The 13,427-nt window shown below is 73.1% G+C and carries 16 protein-coding genes; 5 read left to right on the top strand and 11 right to left on the bottom strand.

Features of this window, described 5'->3' with window-relative positions; all coding sequences use genetic code 11:
• Positions 1 to 215: 215 nt before the first annotated feature.
• The gene (locus AB0K02_RS21590; RefSeq protein WP_365994108.1) at positions 216 to 1,478 is read left to right on the top strand and encodes a cation:proton antiporter; all 1,263 of its coding nucleotides are present in this window, start codon (positions 216 to 218) and stop codon (positions 1,476 to 1,478) included.
• Between the two features lie 71 nt (positions 1,479 to 1,549).
• On the top strand, positions 1,550 to 2,692 hold the full coding sequence (locus AB0K02_RS21585; protein ID WP_365994107.1) for a YbdK family carboxylate-amine ligase: 1,143 nt from the start codon (positions 1,550 to 1,552) through the stop codon (positions 2,690 to 2,692).
• On the opposite strand, the gene AB0K02_RS21580 is transcribed toward AB0K02_RS21585, so the two are convergent.
• Entirely contained in the window at positions 2,679 to 3,458 is a 780-nt protein-coding gene (locus tag AB0K02_RS21580; protein ID WP_365994106.1) for a 2OG-Fe dioxygenase family protein, read from the bottom strand. The two genes, AB0K02_RS21585 and AB0K02_RS21580, sit on opposite strands and share 14 nt — an antisense overlap.
• Positions 3,459 to 3,869: 411 nt before the next feature.
• Here AB0K02_RS21580 and AB0K02_RS21575 point away from each other — a divergent pair, with 411 nt between their 5' ends.
• Complete coding sequence (locus tag AB0K02_RS21575) at positions 3,870 to 5,144, top strand: MFS transporter (RefSeq protein ID WP_365994105.1); 1,275 nt, start codon at positions 3,870 to 3,872, stop codon at positions 5,142 to 5,144.
• A 199-nt stretch (positions 5,145 to 5,343) separates the two neighbouring features.
• Here AB0K02_RS21575 and AB0K02_RS21570 read toward each other — a convergent pair whose 3' ends face one another.
• The 7 genes from AB0K02_RS21570 to AB0K02_RS21540 form a co-directional block, all read right to left on the bottom strand.
• Complete coding sequence (locus AB0K02_RS21570) at positions 5,344 to 6,603, bottom strand: GAF domain-containing SpoIIE family protein phosphatase (RefSeq protein WP_365994104.1); 1,260 nt, start codon at positions 6,601 to 6,603, stop codon at positions 5,344 to 5,346.
• 211 nt (positions 6,604 to 6,814) lie between these two features.
• A complete protein-coding gene (locus AB0K02_RS21565; RefSeq protein WP_365994103.1) occupies positions 6,815 to 7,063 on the bottom strand; it encodes a hypothetical protein in 249 nt (82 codons plus the stop codon).
• 18 nt (positions 7,064 to 7,081) lie between these two features.
• Positions 7,082 to 7,945, bottom strand: coding sequence for a polymorphic toxin-type HINT domain-containing protein (locus tag AB0K02_RS21560; RefSeq protein ID WP_365994187.1), 864 nt, complete (start codon positions 7,943 to 7,945; stop codon positions 7,082 to 7,084).
• Entirely contained in the window at positions 7,942 to 8,073 is a 132-nt protein-coding gene (locus tag AB0K02_RS21555; protein WP_365994102.1) for a hypothetical protein, read from the bottom strand. The genes AB0K02_RS21560 and AB0K02_RS21555 overlap by 4 nt, the downstream gene beginning before the upstream one ends.
• A gap of 380 nt (positions 8,074 to 8,453) precedes the next feature.
• Positions 8,454 to 8,924: a hypothetical protein gene (locus AB0K02_RS21550; protein WP_365994101.1), complete on the bottom strand. Its 471-nt coding sequence runs from the start codon at positions 8,922 to 8,924 to the stop codon at positions 8,454 to 8,456.
• Positions 8,925 to 9,248: 324 nt separating this feature from the next.
• Complete coding sequence (locus tag AB0K02_RS21545) at positions 9,249 to 10,244, bottom strand: DUF3048 domain-containing protein (RefSeq protein WP_365994100.1); 996 nt, start codon at positions 10,242 to 10,244, stop codon at positions 9,249 to 9,251.
• A gap of 279 nt (positions 10,245 to 10,523) precedes the next feature.
• The gene (locus tag AB0K02_RS21540; RefSeq protein WP_365994099.1) at positions 10,524 to 10,682 is read right to left on the bottom strand and encodes a hypothetical protein; all 159 of its coding nucleotides are present in this window, start codon (positions 10,680 to 10,682) and stop codon (positions 10,524 to 10,526) included.
• Positions 10,683 to 10,987: 305 nt separating this feature from the next.
• On the opposite strand from AB0K02_RS21540, the gene AB0K02_RS21535 reads away from it, so the two are divergent.
• Positions 10,988 to 11,440, top strand: coding sequence for a hypothetical protein (locus AB0K02_RS21535; protein ID WP_365994098.1), 453 nt, complete (start codon positions 10,988 to 10,990; stop codon positions 11,438 to 11,440).
• 103 nt (positions 11,441 to 11,543) lie between these two features.
• Positions 11,544 to 11,714: an SAM-dependent methyltransferase gene (locus AB0K02_RS21530; RefSeq protein ID WP_365994097.1), complete on the top strand. Its 171-nt coding sequence runs from the start codon at positions 11,544 to 11,546 to the stop codon at positions 11,712 to 11,714.
• Between the two features lie 106 nt (positions 11,715 to 11,820).
• Here the strand turns inward: AB0K02_RS21530 and AB0K02_RS21525 are convergent, their stop codons facing one another.
• The 3 genes from AB0K02_RS21525 to AB0K02_RS21515 all read right to left on the bottom strand — a co-directional run bounded on the left by AB0K02_RS21525 (position 11,821) and on the right by AB0K02_RS21515 (position 13,363).
• Positions 11,821 to 12,459 (bottom strand): CAP domain-containing protein, encoded by a 639-nt coding sequence (locus AB0K02_RS21525; RefSeq protein ID WP_365994096.1) that lies wholly within the window; start codon positions 12,457 to 12,459, stop codon positions 11,821 to 11,823.
• Positions 12,453 to 12,899: a VOC family protein gene (locus AB0K02_RS21520; RefSeq protein WP_365994095.1), complete on the bottom strand. Its 447-nt coding sequence runs from the start codon at positions 12,897 to 12,899 to the stop codon at positions 12,453 to 12,455. The genes AB0K02_RS21525 and AB0K02_RS21520 overlap by 7 nt, the downstream gene beginning before the upstream one ends.
• Before the next feature lie 71 nt (positions 12,900 to 12,970).
• Positions 12,971 to 13,363 (bottom strand): helix-turn-helix transcriptional regulator, encoded by a 393-nt coding sequence (locus AB0K02_RS21515; RefSeq protein ID WP_365994186.1) that lies wholly within the window; start codon positions 13,361 to 13,363, stop codon positions 12,971 to 12,973.
• Positions 13,364 to 13,427: the final 64 nt, after the last annotated feature.

Below are 13,427 nucleotides of genomic sequence, written 5' to 3'. Positions count from 1 at the left end.
CTGGCCTGTCCTGCCGCCCAGGCGGTTCGCAGCCGCGCGATGAGCCGGAGGGCAGGATTCTCCTGCGCCGACGCACCCGCCCGCCAGCCCCGGTTACCCGGAGGCCCGGACTCCATGCACGGCTGCGGCCCCCCGTCCGCCGGACGCGTACCAGGACGGGCGCGGGGTACGCGCCTGACCTGCCGGGCCGACAGCGGTGAGTGAGGATGGCCGGGATGATGCTCTCGGACGCCGTCTACGCGGCCTTGGGAATCGGCGCGCTGGCCGCCGCCGTCGTGCCGCGGATCGTGTTCCGGCGACCGCTGTCGATGCCCATGGTGTTCCTGGCCGCCGGGGTGCTCGCGGCGGTGCTGCCCGTCCCGCTGCCGACCGTGGACCCGGTGCGCGACCGGCTGTGGGTCGAGCACGTGACCGAGGTGTGCGTGATCGTGTCCCTGATGGGTGCGGGGCTCGCGATCAACCGGCCGGTCCGGCTGCGCGCGTGGGCGGGGACATGGCGTCTGCTCGGGATCACCCTGCCGCTCACCGTGGCGGCGACGGCCGCGACGGCGGCATGGCTGCTGGGCTGGCCGCCGGCCGTTGCCCTGCTGCTGGCGGCCGTGCTGGCGCCCACCGACCCCGTACTGGCCGCTGAGGTGCGGGTCGGGGAGCCGACCGACGCCGAGCAGGACGAGGACGAGGTGCGCTTCACGCTGACCAGCGAGGCGGGGCTCAACGACGGGCTGGCCTTCCCCTTCGTCCTCGCCGCGCTGGCCCTGTCCGCCACGGCGGGATCCGGCTGGTCGGCGGACTGGCTGGGCGGCTGGCTGCTGACGGACGTCCTCGGCCGGGGCGCCGTGGGACTGGCGACCGGTCTGGTGACCGGCCGGCTCCTCGGCCGGATGTTCTTCCGCGCCAAGGCGCCGGCGCTGCGGCTGTCGGAGCACATGGAGGGATTCGTCGCCCTGGGCGCCACCTTCGTGTCCTACGGCATCGCCGAGCTGCTGCACGGCTACGGGTTCTTCGCCGTGTTCGTCACCGCCTGCACGATCCGCGCGGCCGAACGCAGCCACGGCTACCACAAGGTCCTCCACGAGTTCACCGAACAGATCGAGCGGCTCTTGACCGCGGTCCTGCTGTTCCTGCTGGGCGGTTTCCTCGCCACCGGCGGGCTCGCGGCCCTGACCTGGCAGGGGGCGCTCGTGTCGGGTCTGCTCCTCCTGGTCGTGCGTCCCGTCACGGGCTGGGTCGCCCAGATCGGGTTCCCGGCCGGTCCCCGGGAGCGGCTGGTCACGTCGCTGTTCGGCATCCGGGGCATCGGCTCGCTGTTCTATCTCGCGTACGCCCTCGGCCACGACGGCTTCGCGGGCCGCGCCGAGCAGTTGTGGGCGGTGGTGGCCTTCACCGTCCTGGCGTCGGTGATGGTGCACGGCGCCGCTGCCACGCCGGTCATCACCCGCCTCGACCGCCTGCGGCGCAGGTCCGGCGAACCGCCGTGACGGCCGGCCGCAGGCGATCGCGGGCATCGAGCCGGTTCGCGGGGGTACCCGGGCGTGCGGAGGTGGTGGTCATGCCCGAGCCGGTGTCCGGCGAGGGCCGGATGCCGACCGTCGGGGTCGAGGAGGAGTTCTTCGTCGTACGGACGGACAGCAGGGAGCTGGAACCGGCCGGGCCCCGCGTCGTGGCACGTGCCCGTGCGGCGGCCGGTGCCCTGGTGGCGGGTGAGTTCCACGAGAGCCAGATCGAGGTGCGCACCCCACCCTGCGCCGACGCCGCCGCGGTTGCCCGGGCGCTGGAGACCGTACGGCCGGCGACGGCCGTTGCCGCCCGCGCCGACGGTCTGGCGCTGTGCGCGAGCGGCACGCCCGTCATCGGCGGCCCCGGGGCCCGGGTGGTCGGCGACCATCCGCGCTACCGGGCCGGGGTGCGGCAGTTCGGCGCGATGCTCGACGACTTCACCGTCTGTTCCGCCCATGTGCACGTCCACGTGCCGGATCGGGAGACCGCTGTCCTGGCCGGCAACCATGTGCGGCCCTGGCTGCCGCTGCTGGTGGCGATGAGCGCCAACTCGCCGTTCTTCCACGGCCGCGACACGGGCTACGCGAGCTGGCGCACCGTCGTGCGGCTCGGCTTCCCCGCGCTGGGCGCGCCGCCGTACGCCGAGTCGCTGGCGCGCTACGAGCGGCTGACGGCGGCTCTGGAAGCGTCGGAGGCGATGCTCGACGCGAACAACCCGTTCTGGGACCTGCGGCCCAACCCCCGCGTGCCGACGCTGGAGGTCCGCGTCATGGACGTGCCGGCCGACGCGGGGGACACCGCGGCTCTCGCCGCACTCGTGCGGGCGCTCGTGGTGCGCTCGGTGGCTCTGGTCCACAAGGGCGATCCGGGTCCGCGCACCTGCGGTGAGCTGCTGCGCGCCTCGTACTGGCGGGCGGCGCGGGACGGCTGGGCGGGAGCCGGCCTGGACGGGACCACCGAGGAGGTGGTGCCGTTCGAGGTCCAGGCGGCCCGATTGGTGGATCAGGTACGGGAGGTGCTGGAGGGGTGCGGGGACCTGGACCGGGTGACGGCTTTCGTCGGGCGCCTGGCGGCACACGGGTGCGGGGCGCGCAGGCAGCGTGCCCTGTGGGAGCGGCGTTCCCGGCTGACTGATGTCGTGGACGGCCTCCTCGCCGGGGCGGGCGCCGAGGCCGATGCCGTCAGGCGGCCGTGAAGGTGGTGACCAGCACGTCGCGGTGTGCGGGGCGCGCCGGGTCGGCCGGATGGACGGCGGACACCCCGTGGAGGGTGGCGCGGTCGTCGTTGAGCAGGAGGCTTCCCGGGTCGCGCAGCGTCGTCGAGAGCAGCTGACGTCCCTGCGGGGTGAAGACGGTGCTCTCGCCGCCGAAGACGTTGTTCCGTGCGACGAGCAGCGAGGACACCAGGGTGACGCCGTCGCGGTGGCGTCCCTCGGGGGTCGGTTCCCCCACGCCGCCGGCCGTCGCGACCACGCGGAACGGATGGACCTTGACGCTCCACTCCCTGGCCCCGTCCAGCGCCCGCGCCATGCGCCCCAGCAGGCCGAGAAGGGACCGCAGAACGGGGTCGTCGGTGAAAGCGCGGGTCAGGGGCTCGAAGCGGCGGTCGACCGCGTCGTAGAGCGGGTTCGTGTGGGCGGGCTGCACGAACACCTCGTGCGGGAGCATCCGCAGTTCCCCGGTGGCGGAGTCCCACGCGAAGTGGCCGTAGCGGCGGAGCCTGCGGGTACCGCGGTGTGCCGCGTACGGGTCCTCCGCCAGGTCGTCCCAGTGGGCGGCGAACGCGGCCCACTCGGGCCAGTGGGGCCCGTCGGCGCCGAGCGACGCCAGCACCGTCTCCGGGGGCATGAAATACACGCCGGTCGACGCAAGGGCGGCGCGGGCCTCGTCGACCGCGGGGGCGCTGCCGCCGGTGCGGTCGCCGTGCATCGCGGGGCCTCGGGTGCCGAGGTGGGGTTCCATGGGTCCAACCGCCTTCCTGAGCGCGCTGGGCTTCCCGCCCCGAGCCCCGGGTTCCCCCTTCCCGGTGCTCCAACCAGCCGTTTTCGTCGCCGGCCCGACCCGGTCCTTTCTCTTCGGTCCGCTGTGATCGCCACCGTGGCTTCATCACGCTTCCCCGGACTGCGCCCTAAAGGAGTGTCCGTGGAACTGCTGCGCCGGCCGCGTGTCGAGGGGATCGCCGGCGAGCTGCTGGACCAGGCGGAGGCAAAGGGCGACGGGGAGCCGGTGGACCCGCACTGCGTCCCCTCGCCCCGCCCCGCTTCCCACGCGGCTGCGCCGGGGGCGAGTTCGCACGGCGCAGCACAAGCGCTTGCCCCCGGGCCGCGATACCCCCTGGTGGTCCAGACCTCTCGACTGATACATGTCACTTCCGTGACCGAAAAGATTCCGGCGGACCGGCAGGTACCCGCCCATTCAGCGACGGACGGCACCCGCGGGCGGGCGTCTGCGACCGAACCGCCCGGCCTGTGGAACCGCAACTTCCGGCTCTTCTTCGTGGCGCGCTCCGTCGCCGTCCTCGGTGACGGGATGGTGCCCGTGGCGCTCGCCGCGGGTCTGCTCGACGCGGGCCGTCCCGCGTCCTCCGTCGGGTATGCGCTGGGCTCGTGGATGGGTCCGTTCGCGCTCCTGGTGCTCTTCGGCGGGGTGTTGGCCGACCGGTTCACGGCCCGCCGCATGATGATCATCGCCGATGTGCTGCGGCTCGCCGGCGCCTCGACGCTCGCCGTGCTGTTCGCCTCGGGCAGTCCGCCCCTGTGGTCGGTGTACGCGCTGAGCGCGCTCAGCGGCGTCGGGGCCGCCCTCTTCCAGCCGGGAGTGGCGAGCACGATCCCGCGGATATCGGCGGACGTTCAGCGCGCGAACGCCGTCCTGCGGGTCAGTGAGGCGCTGATGGCGATGGCCGGGCCCGCGTTCGCCGGGCTGGTCGTCGCGCTGGCGGGCGCGGGGGCCGTCTTCGCGGCGAACGCGGCGACGTTCGGTGTCAGCGCCGTGTGCCTGGCGCTGATGCGGCTGGTCACCCTGCCGGGCGACCAGGTGCGGCGCGGGTCGATGACGGCGGAACTGGCCGACGGCTGGCGCGAGTTCAGGGCCCGCAGCTGGCTGTGGCAGGTGATCGCGGTCTGGACGGTGTACGGGCTGACGGTCCTCGGACCGATGCTGCCGCTCACGGCGGCGCTGGTGACGGACCGGCACGGCTCGGCCTCGTACGGGCTGCTGATGGCGGTGAACGGGGCCGGCAGCGCGGTCGGCGGTCTGCTGGCGCTGCGGTCGCGTCCCGCGCGGCCGCTCGCGGCGGGTGCGGTGGCCCTGCTCGGGGTCCCGGTGAACCTCGCCCTGCTGGCCTCCGACGTGTCCGTGGCCGCGCTGGGCGTTGGCCAGTTCGTGGTCGGAACGGCCTTCGCGTACTGGCTCGTCATGTGGTCGACGGCGGTGCAGACGCATGTGCCCCAGCAGGCGCTGAACCGTCTGCACGCCTATGACGTGGCCGGTTCGCTGCTGATGCTGGCGGCGGGCCGGGCACTCGCCGGTCCCGCCTCCGAGGCCCTCGGCACCCGGCAGGTCCTGCTGGGCGGCGTGGTGCTCGGGGCACTGGCGGTGGGTGTGCTCCTGGCGCTTCCCTCGGTGCGGAGCCTGCCGAGGGCGTAGAGGCGGCGCGCGGCCGTCCTGCCGGTCCCCCGCTCCGGTCCGGGGCTCGCGGCAGCAGACGAGGCCGGGATCGGCGGCCACGGCCCTCTCCCACTCCGCCGCCGTGATCCGGGGGCCGCTCTCGCGAACCAGGGAGCGTGCCAAGTGATGTGGAAGTCGTGTCCCGTGCGCCGCACGGCAGCGGTGGCGCGGTCGCGGCTCAGGTCGCGTCCGGAGGCGGTGGCGTCACGGCCTCGTGGGCCTCCGGGTGGGCGCGGCGGCGTACGCGGGCCGCGAGGACCGCGACGTCGTCCTCGGCGTGCTGGGCGTCGAAGCGGTCGACGACCGTGTCGAGCAGCTCCTCGACACCCGCGCCGGGCCGTAGCCACCGTCCGGCGAGCCGCGCCAGCGAGACGTCGATGTCCTCTCCCCTGCGCTCGACGAGGCCGTCGGTGAACAGCAGCAGGGTCTGCGACGGAGCCATGGTGCGCGTGAGCAGTTCGTATCCGCCGAGGCCCGTGCCGAGCGGCGGGCCGACCGGCACGGGCACGACTTCGGCCACGTTGTCGGCGCCGAACAGGACGGGCGGCAGGTGGCCCGCGCTGGCGAACGCGGCCACGCGCCGAGCCGGATCGACGCGGATGAGCAGGCAGGTGGCCGGACGGCGGCCGGCGCTCGCGGCGACGGTCTCGTCGAGCTGCCGCAGCACCCGGTGCGGAGGCAGGTCCGCGGAGGCGACGTAACGCAGGGCGGAGCGGTAGGCGTTCATGTCGACGGCCGCGTCGAGACCGTGGCCCATCACGTCACCGACGACGAGCAGGGTGCGCCCGTAGTGGAGGCGCACGGTCTCGAACCAGTCGCCCCCCACCAGGGTGCTGCTTCCGGACGGCAGATAGCGGGTGGCGACCTCCAGGTTCGGATGCGGTCTGCCGGGTTCGGCGAGCAGCGCGCGCTGGAGGTTGAGGGCGGTGCTGCGGATGGAGGCGTGGGCGCGCGCGTGACCGATGAGGACGGCGGCGAGGCGGGCCGCGTAGTGGAGTGTGGCGGTCTCGTCGTCGGTGAAGCCCCGGCCCTCCCGCACGGCGAGGAGCACGCCGTAGGCACGGCCGTGGGCGAGGAGCGGTACGTGCAGACGGGTGGCGGGCCTGCCGCCGGTGAGCGTGGTGACCGCGTGGATGTCGTGACCCTCGTCCAGTGCTGCCGATGACTGCGCTGTGGCGTCGGTCCCGGTGTCGAGCAGGCCGTCGCGACCGAGCGCGCACGTGCGGGTCAGCGGGCCGTGCGCGTGCGGCCGGTCCGTGGCGACGTCCTCGGGCAGGATGTCGACAGCGGCGGCCTCGCACAGGGACGGGTACAGGAACCGGGCGAGTTCCGCGCAGACGGTCTGCTCGTCGAGTCTGGTGCCGATGGCGTCGAGGGCCCGCTCGATCGCCGCCAGCCGTGGCGGCACCCGCCCCTGCCCCTCGTGCCGTGCCGACAAAGGCCACCTCCGTGCAACCGCCGCTCGTACGGACGTCATCACATCAGCGTTCGGGCCGCGGGCCGGGCAGCGACGCAGACGAACGGCGGGATGTCCGCCGCACGGCCCGAGCGGCCGGCCGGCCGAGGCGGGCCGGCGGACGGCAGCCGCCCCACAGCAGTGCGCCCGGCCGGGGAACCCCGGCCGGGCGCACATGTCCGCTTGACAGCCGTCAGGTGGTGCCGGGCTCCTCGGTCATCCCGATGCTGAAAGGAACCGAGCGGATGAACGCGGCGGTGTGCGGATCGTCCGCCGCTGCCGCCATCCTCTCCAGGAGTGCCAGGAACTCGGCTCGGTCGTCACCCGTCAGCTGGAGCAGTTCGTAGCCCATGTTCTCCAGGCCGCGCACCGCCGTGTCGGGATCGATCTCGTCGGGTCCGCAGTGCTCCATCAGCATCATCGCGGTGATGATCGCGTTCACAAGAGGTTCCGGATTCACCTAGGGCGCCATTCGGACGGTGATGGTGGTGATGCCAGCGTAGGTCATGAACCGGTTCGCAGCCGCCACCGCGTCGGCGGTGGGCAACTCCCATACGGCCTGCAGGCCGTTGTAGACGGCGGTGGCCGCCTGGCGGCGGGCCTGGTCCACCGCCTTCTCGGTGAATCGGGGATTCAGCTTCCGGTCGATGATCTCGTTGCCGTTGACACCGTCGAACTTCGCCGTCACCGGGATGCCGTCGGCTCCCGGCATCTCCAGCTGCGGTGCCATGCCCCGTCCCGTCGCCGGGTTGGAGCGGGCCCCGGCCACGCCGGACTGGTAGGTGTAGGCGTTCGGCGGCATGCCGGGCCTCGGGGGCGTCGCGCGCAGATCGCCGCCCTCGTCGACCCAGGTGGCCACGTTCTCGGCGTCGGGTCCGCAGTTGTGGACCAGGACGGACGTACCACCGGCCACCACGTAGTACGTGTGAACGCCCTCGACGGTGAGGTTGTGGACGCGTTCCGTGCGGTGGGAGGTGTCGACCGCGGTGATCTGCACCCAGGTACCGGACGCGGTCTGCAGCCACATCCCGGACTCGAGGTCGGCCGCCTCGTCCCAGGTGCCGTAGTCCGGCAGCCAGAACAGGTGCGACGCGGTCGAGGTGATCTTGCCCGGCTTGGCGGCGCCTTCGTCGCCGTCGGGGTCGACGGTGAGGGTGACGAGCTCCTTTCCGCTCCTGTGGTCACGGGTGTCGGTGACCGTACGGGGCCGGGTGTCCCCGGTCTCGGGGTCGGTGGCCACCACCTGGTCGCCGACGTTCAGCGCCTCGACGATGTCGTCGCCGGCGGCGACCGGGTCCTGGTCCTGGTAGGCGGACCACTTCAGCTCGGCGCCGGTGGCCCGGATGACCTCGGGGCGTCGAGGGTGACGCCCGGGCGGCCCCAGGTGAGCACCAGCTTCGGGTAGTTGGCGACCTCGCCCTTGTAGGCGTACTCCGCCGCCTCGTAACGCACCGACTGCTCGCGGTTCCGTAAGCGGCCTGCGGGTCCTTCTTCGCGTCCGTCATGAAGGGCGCGGGGATGACCAGTTCGGGCCGCGCGGGACCGGAGCTCTCGCTGTGGAGGGCGATGGAGCCGTTCCTCCGCCGCTCGGCGGTCAGGCCGTGCGTGGTGAGGGCGAACTCGTAGGAGGGGGCCGCGAAGGGGGCGCCGCCGAGGACGATGCCCTCCTTCACGGTGCCGTTGCCGACGGTGTAGGCGAGGTCGGTGCCGCGGCCCAGGGCGTCCTTGTAGGTGATGGTGGACCCGTCGACCTCGGGGGTGAGCCGGCCGGCGGCCGCACCCTTGACGCCGATGGCGACCCAGTGCCCCTTGTCGAGCTCGAACCGGACGAGCTAGCCGGGACGTTCGCCGAAGTAGGTCCGGGCGACGTTGGTGGTGTTGGCGTGCGTGAAGCCCCTGCGCTGCGTGGCCCTGACGGCCGTATCGACGGCCTTCCAGTCCTTGCCTGCCCTGTAGTGCGTGGGGACGGCGGAGACCTCGGACTGGACGCGGCCGTCGGACAGCTGCCAGTAACGGGCGTTGGGGGTGCGCAGGTCCTCGAGTTCCTTGATCCGCTTCGCTGGAGCCGCGTCCCTGCCCTTGGGCAAGAGGTCATTGCGCGGCACACCCGTGTCCGGAAGTGCCGGCGGCTCGGCGGCCTCGGTGTCGTCCTCGTCCAGGCCGAGGAAGTTCCTGAACCCCTCGACGAGCCCCGGGCCGTCGCCCGGGGGTGCTGCGGCGAAAGCCGGCTGCGGCACACCGGTGGCGGCCAGCGCGACGACGCTGCTGACGATCAGCCAGCGCCGTGCACGTCTTCCCTGCATCGTCTCTCCCTCAACCTGTGGTCTCGGTCGTCAAGGGAGAGTTGTGGGGGAAATGAAATGAGCGTGTCAAGCGATCGGATATTCAAGACATCAGCTCCACTTGTGATGTGACGGAGCATCATGGACTGCGTTTCCGGCCGCCGCCGGGTGTCTCAGGTCGTGGCGCGGTCGCGGCATGTGCAGCGGCGGACGGGGCTGGGGCTGGTCGCGATCACGACAGCATCCGTGTCCGTCCGGACCGCCGCCCCGCACAGCCGGCGCCCGCTCAGGCAACTGTTCGCGGCCTCGGTCGGCAACACGGGCTGGAACGCTGACCGCGGCCGGTCAGCGCGCGGTGAGGAGGATCCACACCTGGCCGCGGGCGAAGTTCAGCCGCTCCCCCGCGGTGGTCGTGAACACCGTGTCGCCCGCCGCCGATTCGCGCTCCCAGCGGGCGTCGAAGGCACGGCCGTCGCGCAGGACGAGCGCCCGGCCCGAGCCGACCGTCTCGGTGTACGGGGACACGCTGCCGCCTCGGTCACGGAACTTGGAGGGGCGGACCTCGGTGTACTGGACGACCACCGTCGCCGGCGCGAGCCGCTTCCCGTCCGTGGTCCTGGCCGCGGTCCCGTCCATGGCCACCAGCCACCTCTTCTGAGCGGCGGACCAGGTGAACGCGTAACGGGCCGACGGGTAGCGCACCGTCTGCTCCGCGGTCGGCCGCCCGTCCGCGGGGGCGGCCCCGAAGCGCAGCCCGATGTCGGAGGCGTCGCTCACGCCACGGGCCGCGGCGAGCAGCTTCCCGGGAAGCAGATACAGGTTGTGCGGGGCCGGGCGGTCACTGCCGCGGACGTAGGCGTCCGGTGCCCTGCCGTGGGGAAGGGCGACGACAGGGGCGGCGTCGATGAGCGGCCCCAGCGCGGACTGCGCGCCGGAGTAGGCGAGCGCCGGCCGTCCGAACTGGCGCAGCAGTTCGAGGTCCGACTCGCGCGCGCTGCGCACGGGGCCGACCTGCGGCGGCAGCCGGGACGAGAACACGGCGAGGATACGGCTGAGGCCCGACTCGACCTGCTCGACGTAGACGAGGTCGGCCGCGTCGAGCCCGGTGTGGGGGCGTGCGGGGCGGACGTTGTCGATCTTGACGGCGAGCACCGGGGCCGGTTCGGCGGGCAGGCCGGTGAAGAAGGAGGTGCGCTGCTGCGCGGAAGCCGGCGGGCGGGTCGGCTCGGGGCGGTCGCCCCCGTCCGAGCAGCCGAAGAGCCCGAGCGTGAGGGAGGCGGCGGCGAGGGCGGCGACGGCCCCGCCGGCCCGTCTGTGGCGCTGTCCTCGGCGTGTCTTCATGGGCCCGGCTCTCGTTCCCTCAAGTGGACCACGAAAGACGGGGTGGCGACAGCCGGGACGGGGGCGGGCGTCCTGCGGGACATGGCCCTGGCCGGGGCGTCGAAGGCACGGCCGTACCGGCCGACGCCGAGGGCGGCTCTGGGCTCGCAGCCGACCGAGGGGACTACCGGGGCAGCCGGGTGCTCTGTCCGGTCGGACGACAACGACAGCAGGGAGCAGCCGACGCGGCTCTCCTCGTTCGCGGTCGTCGTGGACCGCTGAGACCGGCCGGCCGGGAGGCTAGCCGCGTGTGGCGAAACCCTGCAGCTCGAAGTCGAGCGTGCGGCTCACCTCGCGCAGCGTCTCCTCGGCGGTCTGCCGGACATCCGCGGGGACGTCGCCCCGCTCCTCGACCAGGCTGTCGTAGATCGGTGCGTCAGCCCTGTCTGCGGAGCTCACGATAGGTCCCTTCGTTCGGTTGCCCTGGGCTCTGCCTCGGGCACGGATCCGTGCGCCGCACGGGCTTCACGCGGTACTGCCGGAAGCAGGGGCCGAGTGTACGGGGTGGGCCCGCGCCACTTCGCCGTCGGCCCCCGCACCGGCACACCGCGTGACCGTCGGGGCACGCCTCATCACCGGGCTCCGGGCGCGCGAGCACCGGCCGATACGCGAGCGGTGCTCCGTTCGGGTGCATTTGCACACCGCGGGAGGCCCGGACGGCGCAGGACGAGTGACCGCCACACGGGCGTGTCGTTGGATCCTGCGTGAAGAAGATCACTTACTCAGCCGCCGCCTGTGCGCTCGCCCTGCTCATGCTGTCCACCGCCCCCGCCCACGCCGGTCACATCGGCCCGGCCGAGGAGTGCGGCGGGAGCGGCCAGGTCTCCGCCTTCCGTGTCTCCGGTCACGCGGAGGCGGACGCGGGCCCGGTGACCCTCGACGTGGGACAGACGACCCGGTTCGAACTGGACTTCCGCCCCGCGCGCTCCCACGCGAGCACCGAGCTGCACGTGCAGACCGAGGGCCGGTTCGGCCGGCTCGCGTACACGCGCGCCGCGGTCGGCGCCGTGACCGCAGGCAACCTCTACACCGTCGCGTACGAGATGGCCCCGCCCCCGCTGCTGGCAGGTCAGAACATCGACGTGCGCATCCACGTGACCGGCGACGACAACGCCTTGGAAGCGTGTGTGCAGTTGGACGTCCGCGTCGCGGGCTGACCGCCGACAGACGTCCGGCGCGCCCGGCCCGCTTCGGCATGCGCCTGCGGTGGCGCATGCGGCCCGACGGATCGTGGCCGCAACGCGCCGCGCAGTGCGTCACGTGACGCTTGATTCCGTACCGCCGCGCACGCGCGTCGTCCACCTCGACAACGGCCCGATCGTCCACGCGCACGGCTGGGCTCCGCTCGACGAGGGCGACCGCACGGCCGTCGTGCAGGCCGACGTGCGCGAACCGACGGCATCTGCGGCCACGCGGCCACCGGCCGGCTGATCGATTACAGCCGCCGGTGGCCGCGTCGTTCGTATGCCGCCTGCGTCCCGGACGAGACCGATCCGGGCGCGCTGGTGCGGCGCGTGGCCGTCGCTGCCTGGTGCGCTCAGCCTCGGGCGGCGAAGTTCTGGACCCACCAGGGGCCGTTGCCCTTGAGGCTGATGCCGACGCCGGTGTGCTCGAGCCGGCAGTCCATGATGTTCTCCCGGTGGACCGCGCTGCGCATCCATCCGAAGACTGTCTCGGTGGGGCCGGTCGGGCCCCGGTGGATGTTCTCGGCCCAGCGGTTCCACGCGTAGCCCCGGGCCGCCATACGGTAGCCGCCGTCGCGGCCCTCGGGGCTCTCGTGCTCGTAGTAGCCGCGGGCGGCCATGTCGTCGGCGTGTGCCTGGGCCGCGGCCTGCAACCGGTCGTCGATGCGCAGCGGCGCGCATCCGGCACGCCTGCGGTGCACGTTCACCAGGGAGACGATCCGCCGGGCCAGTTTCGTGGCCTTTCCGGGCGCGTCGTAGCTGTGAGCGGCCGCCTCCAGCCGCCAGCCGGCGGAGGCGCGCGGCGGCTCCTGACCGGCGGTGCAGCCGCCGAGCAGCCCGCTCGCGGCGACGGCGAGGGCCACCGCGGCCGTCGCGGCGGTCCGTACCGCGCCGGGGCCGCGCGGCCGGCCCCCTGCGCCTCCGGGCAGGGCGGGGCCGTCGTGGCGCTTCGGGTCCGCTCCCCTCCCCTGCCTGCGCGTCGCCCTCAGCATGCCCAGTCCTTGTCCAGGTCGAGGTCGCCCTCGCGGGCCTGGGTGAAGGAGAACCAGTTGCCGGAGTCGTCCCGGAAGATCGCCTCGGTGCCGTACGGGCGTTCCTGCGGCTCCTGCAGGAACTGCACACCGCGTGCCTTGAGCTTCTCGTAGTCGCCGTGGATGTCGTCGGTCGCGAGCACGCCCGCGCCCAGGATGCCCTTGGAGACCAGCTTCTTCATGGCCTCGGCGGACTCGGGGTCCATGGCGGGCGGGCCCGGGACCATGAGGGTGAGCACCACGTCCGGCTGGTCCGGGGCACCGACGGTGAGCCAGCGCATGCCGCCCTCGCCCATGGTCATGTCCGTCCGCACCTCGAGGCCCAGTTTCTCGGTGTAGAACTCCTTGGCCCGGTCCTGGTCCAGCACCCAGACGGTGGCGATGGCGAGACCCTTGATCATGGCGTGCTCCTGGGGAAGGGGTGTCCGTTGCCCTGCCACCGTAGGAGCTGTCCCGCTCGGGCAGCTTCTTCTCAGTTGCGGTCTCCGGCGCCCTTCCCCCGGACGGCTCCCTCGGGCGGGGAGAAGCCGCCGGCCCACAGCATCGCGTAGCACCCCGGTATGAGGGCGGCGCCGCGGCCGACGTGCCGCGCGCGGTACTCGCTGGGCGACAGGCCGGTCTGCCGCTTGAAACGGGCCGAGAACGTCCCGAGGCTGGTGAACCCCACGAGGGTGCAGATCTCGGTGACCGAGAGGTTCGCCGTGCGGAGCATCTCCTCGGCCCGCTCTATCCGGCGGCCCGACAGGTACTGGCCGGGCGTCTGCCCGTAGACCGCCTTGAACGCGCGCACGAAGTGGTAGCGCGAGTACCCGGCGTGGGCGGCGACCGTGTCGAGGTCGAGCGGCTCCATCCAGTCGCGGTCCATCGCGTCCTTGGCGAGCCTCAGCTGCTTCAGGTGGGCCAGGTTCGTCACGTCCTCATGCTGGCAC

Origin of the sequence: Streptomyces sp. NPDC049597 (genome assembly GCF_040675505.1) — a bacterium.
Lineage (GTDB): Bacteria > Actinomycetota > Actinomycetes > Streptomycetales > Streptomycetaceae > Streptomyces.
This window is presented reverse-complemented; position numbering and strand designations above follow the sequence as displayed.

Excerpts from the sequence above, each read along its gene's own strand:
- AB0K02_RS21590 (WP_365994108.1), top strand. The coding sequence starts at position 216 with ATGATGCTCTCGGACGCCGTCTACGCGGCCTTGGGAATCGGCGCGCTG.
- AB0K02_RS21585 (WP_365994107.1), top strand. The coding sequence starts at position 1,550 with ATGCCCGAGCCGGTGTCCGGCGAGGGCCGGATGCCGACCGTCGGGGTC.
- AB0K02_RS21580 (WP_365994106.1), bottom strand. The coding sequence starts at position 3,458 with ATGGAACCCCACCTCGGCACCCGAGGCCCCGCGATGCACGGCGACCGC.
- AB0K02_RS21550 (WP_365994101.1), bottom strand. The coding sequence starts at position 8,924 with ATGCAGGGAAGACGTGCACGGCGCTGGCTGATCGTCAGCAGCGTCGTC.
- AB0K02_RS21545 (WP_365994100.1), bottom strand. The coding sequence starts at position 10,244 with ATGAAGACACGCCGAGGACAGCGCCACAGACGGGCCGGCGGGGCCGTC.
- AB0K02_RS21525 (WP_365994096.1), bottom strand. The coding sequence starts at position 12,459 with ATGCTGAGGGCGACGCGCAGGCAGGGGAGGGGAGCGGACCCGAAGCGC.
- AB0K02_RS21520 (WP_365994095.1), bottom strand. The coding sequence starts at position 12,899 with ATGATCAAGGGTCTCGCCATCGCCACCGTCTGGGTGCTGGACCAGGAC.
- AB0K02_RS21515 (WP_365994186.1), bottom strand. The coding sequence starts at position 13,363 with ATGGACCGCGACTGGATGGAGCCGCTCGACCTCGACACGGTCGCCGCC.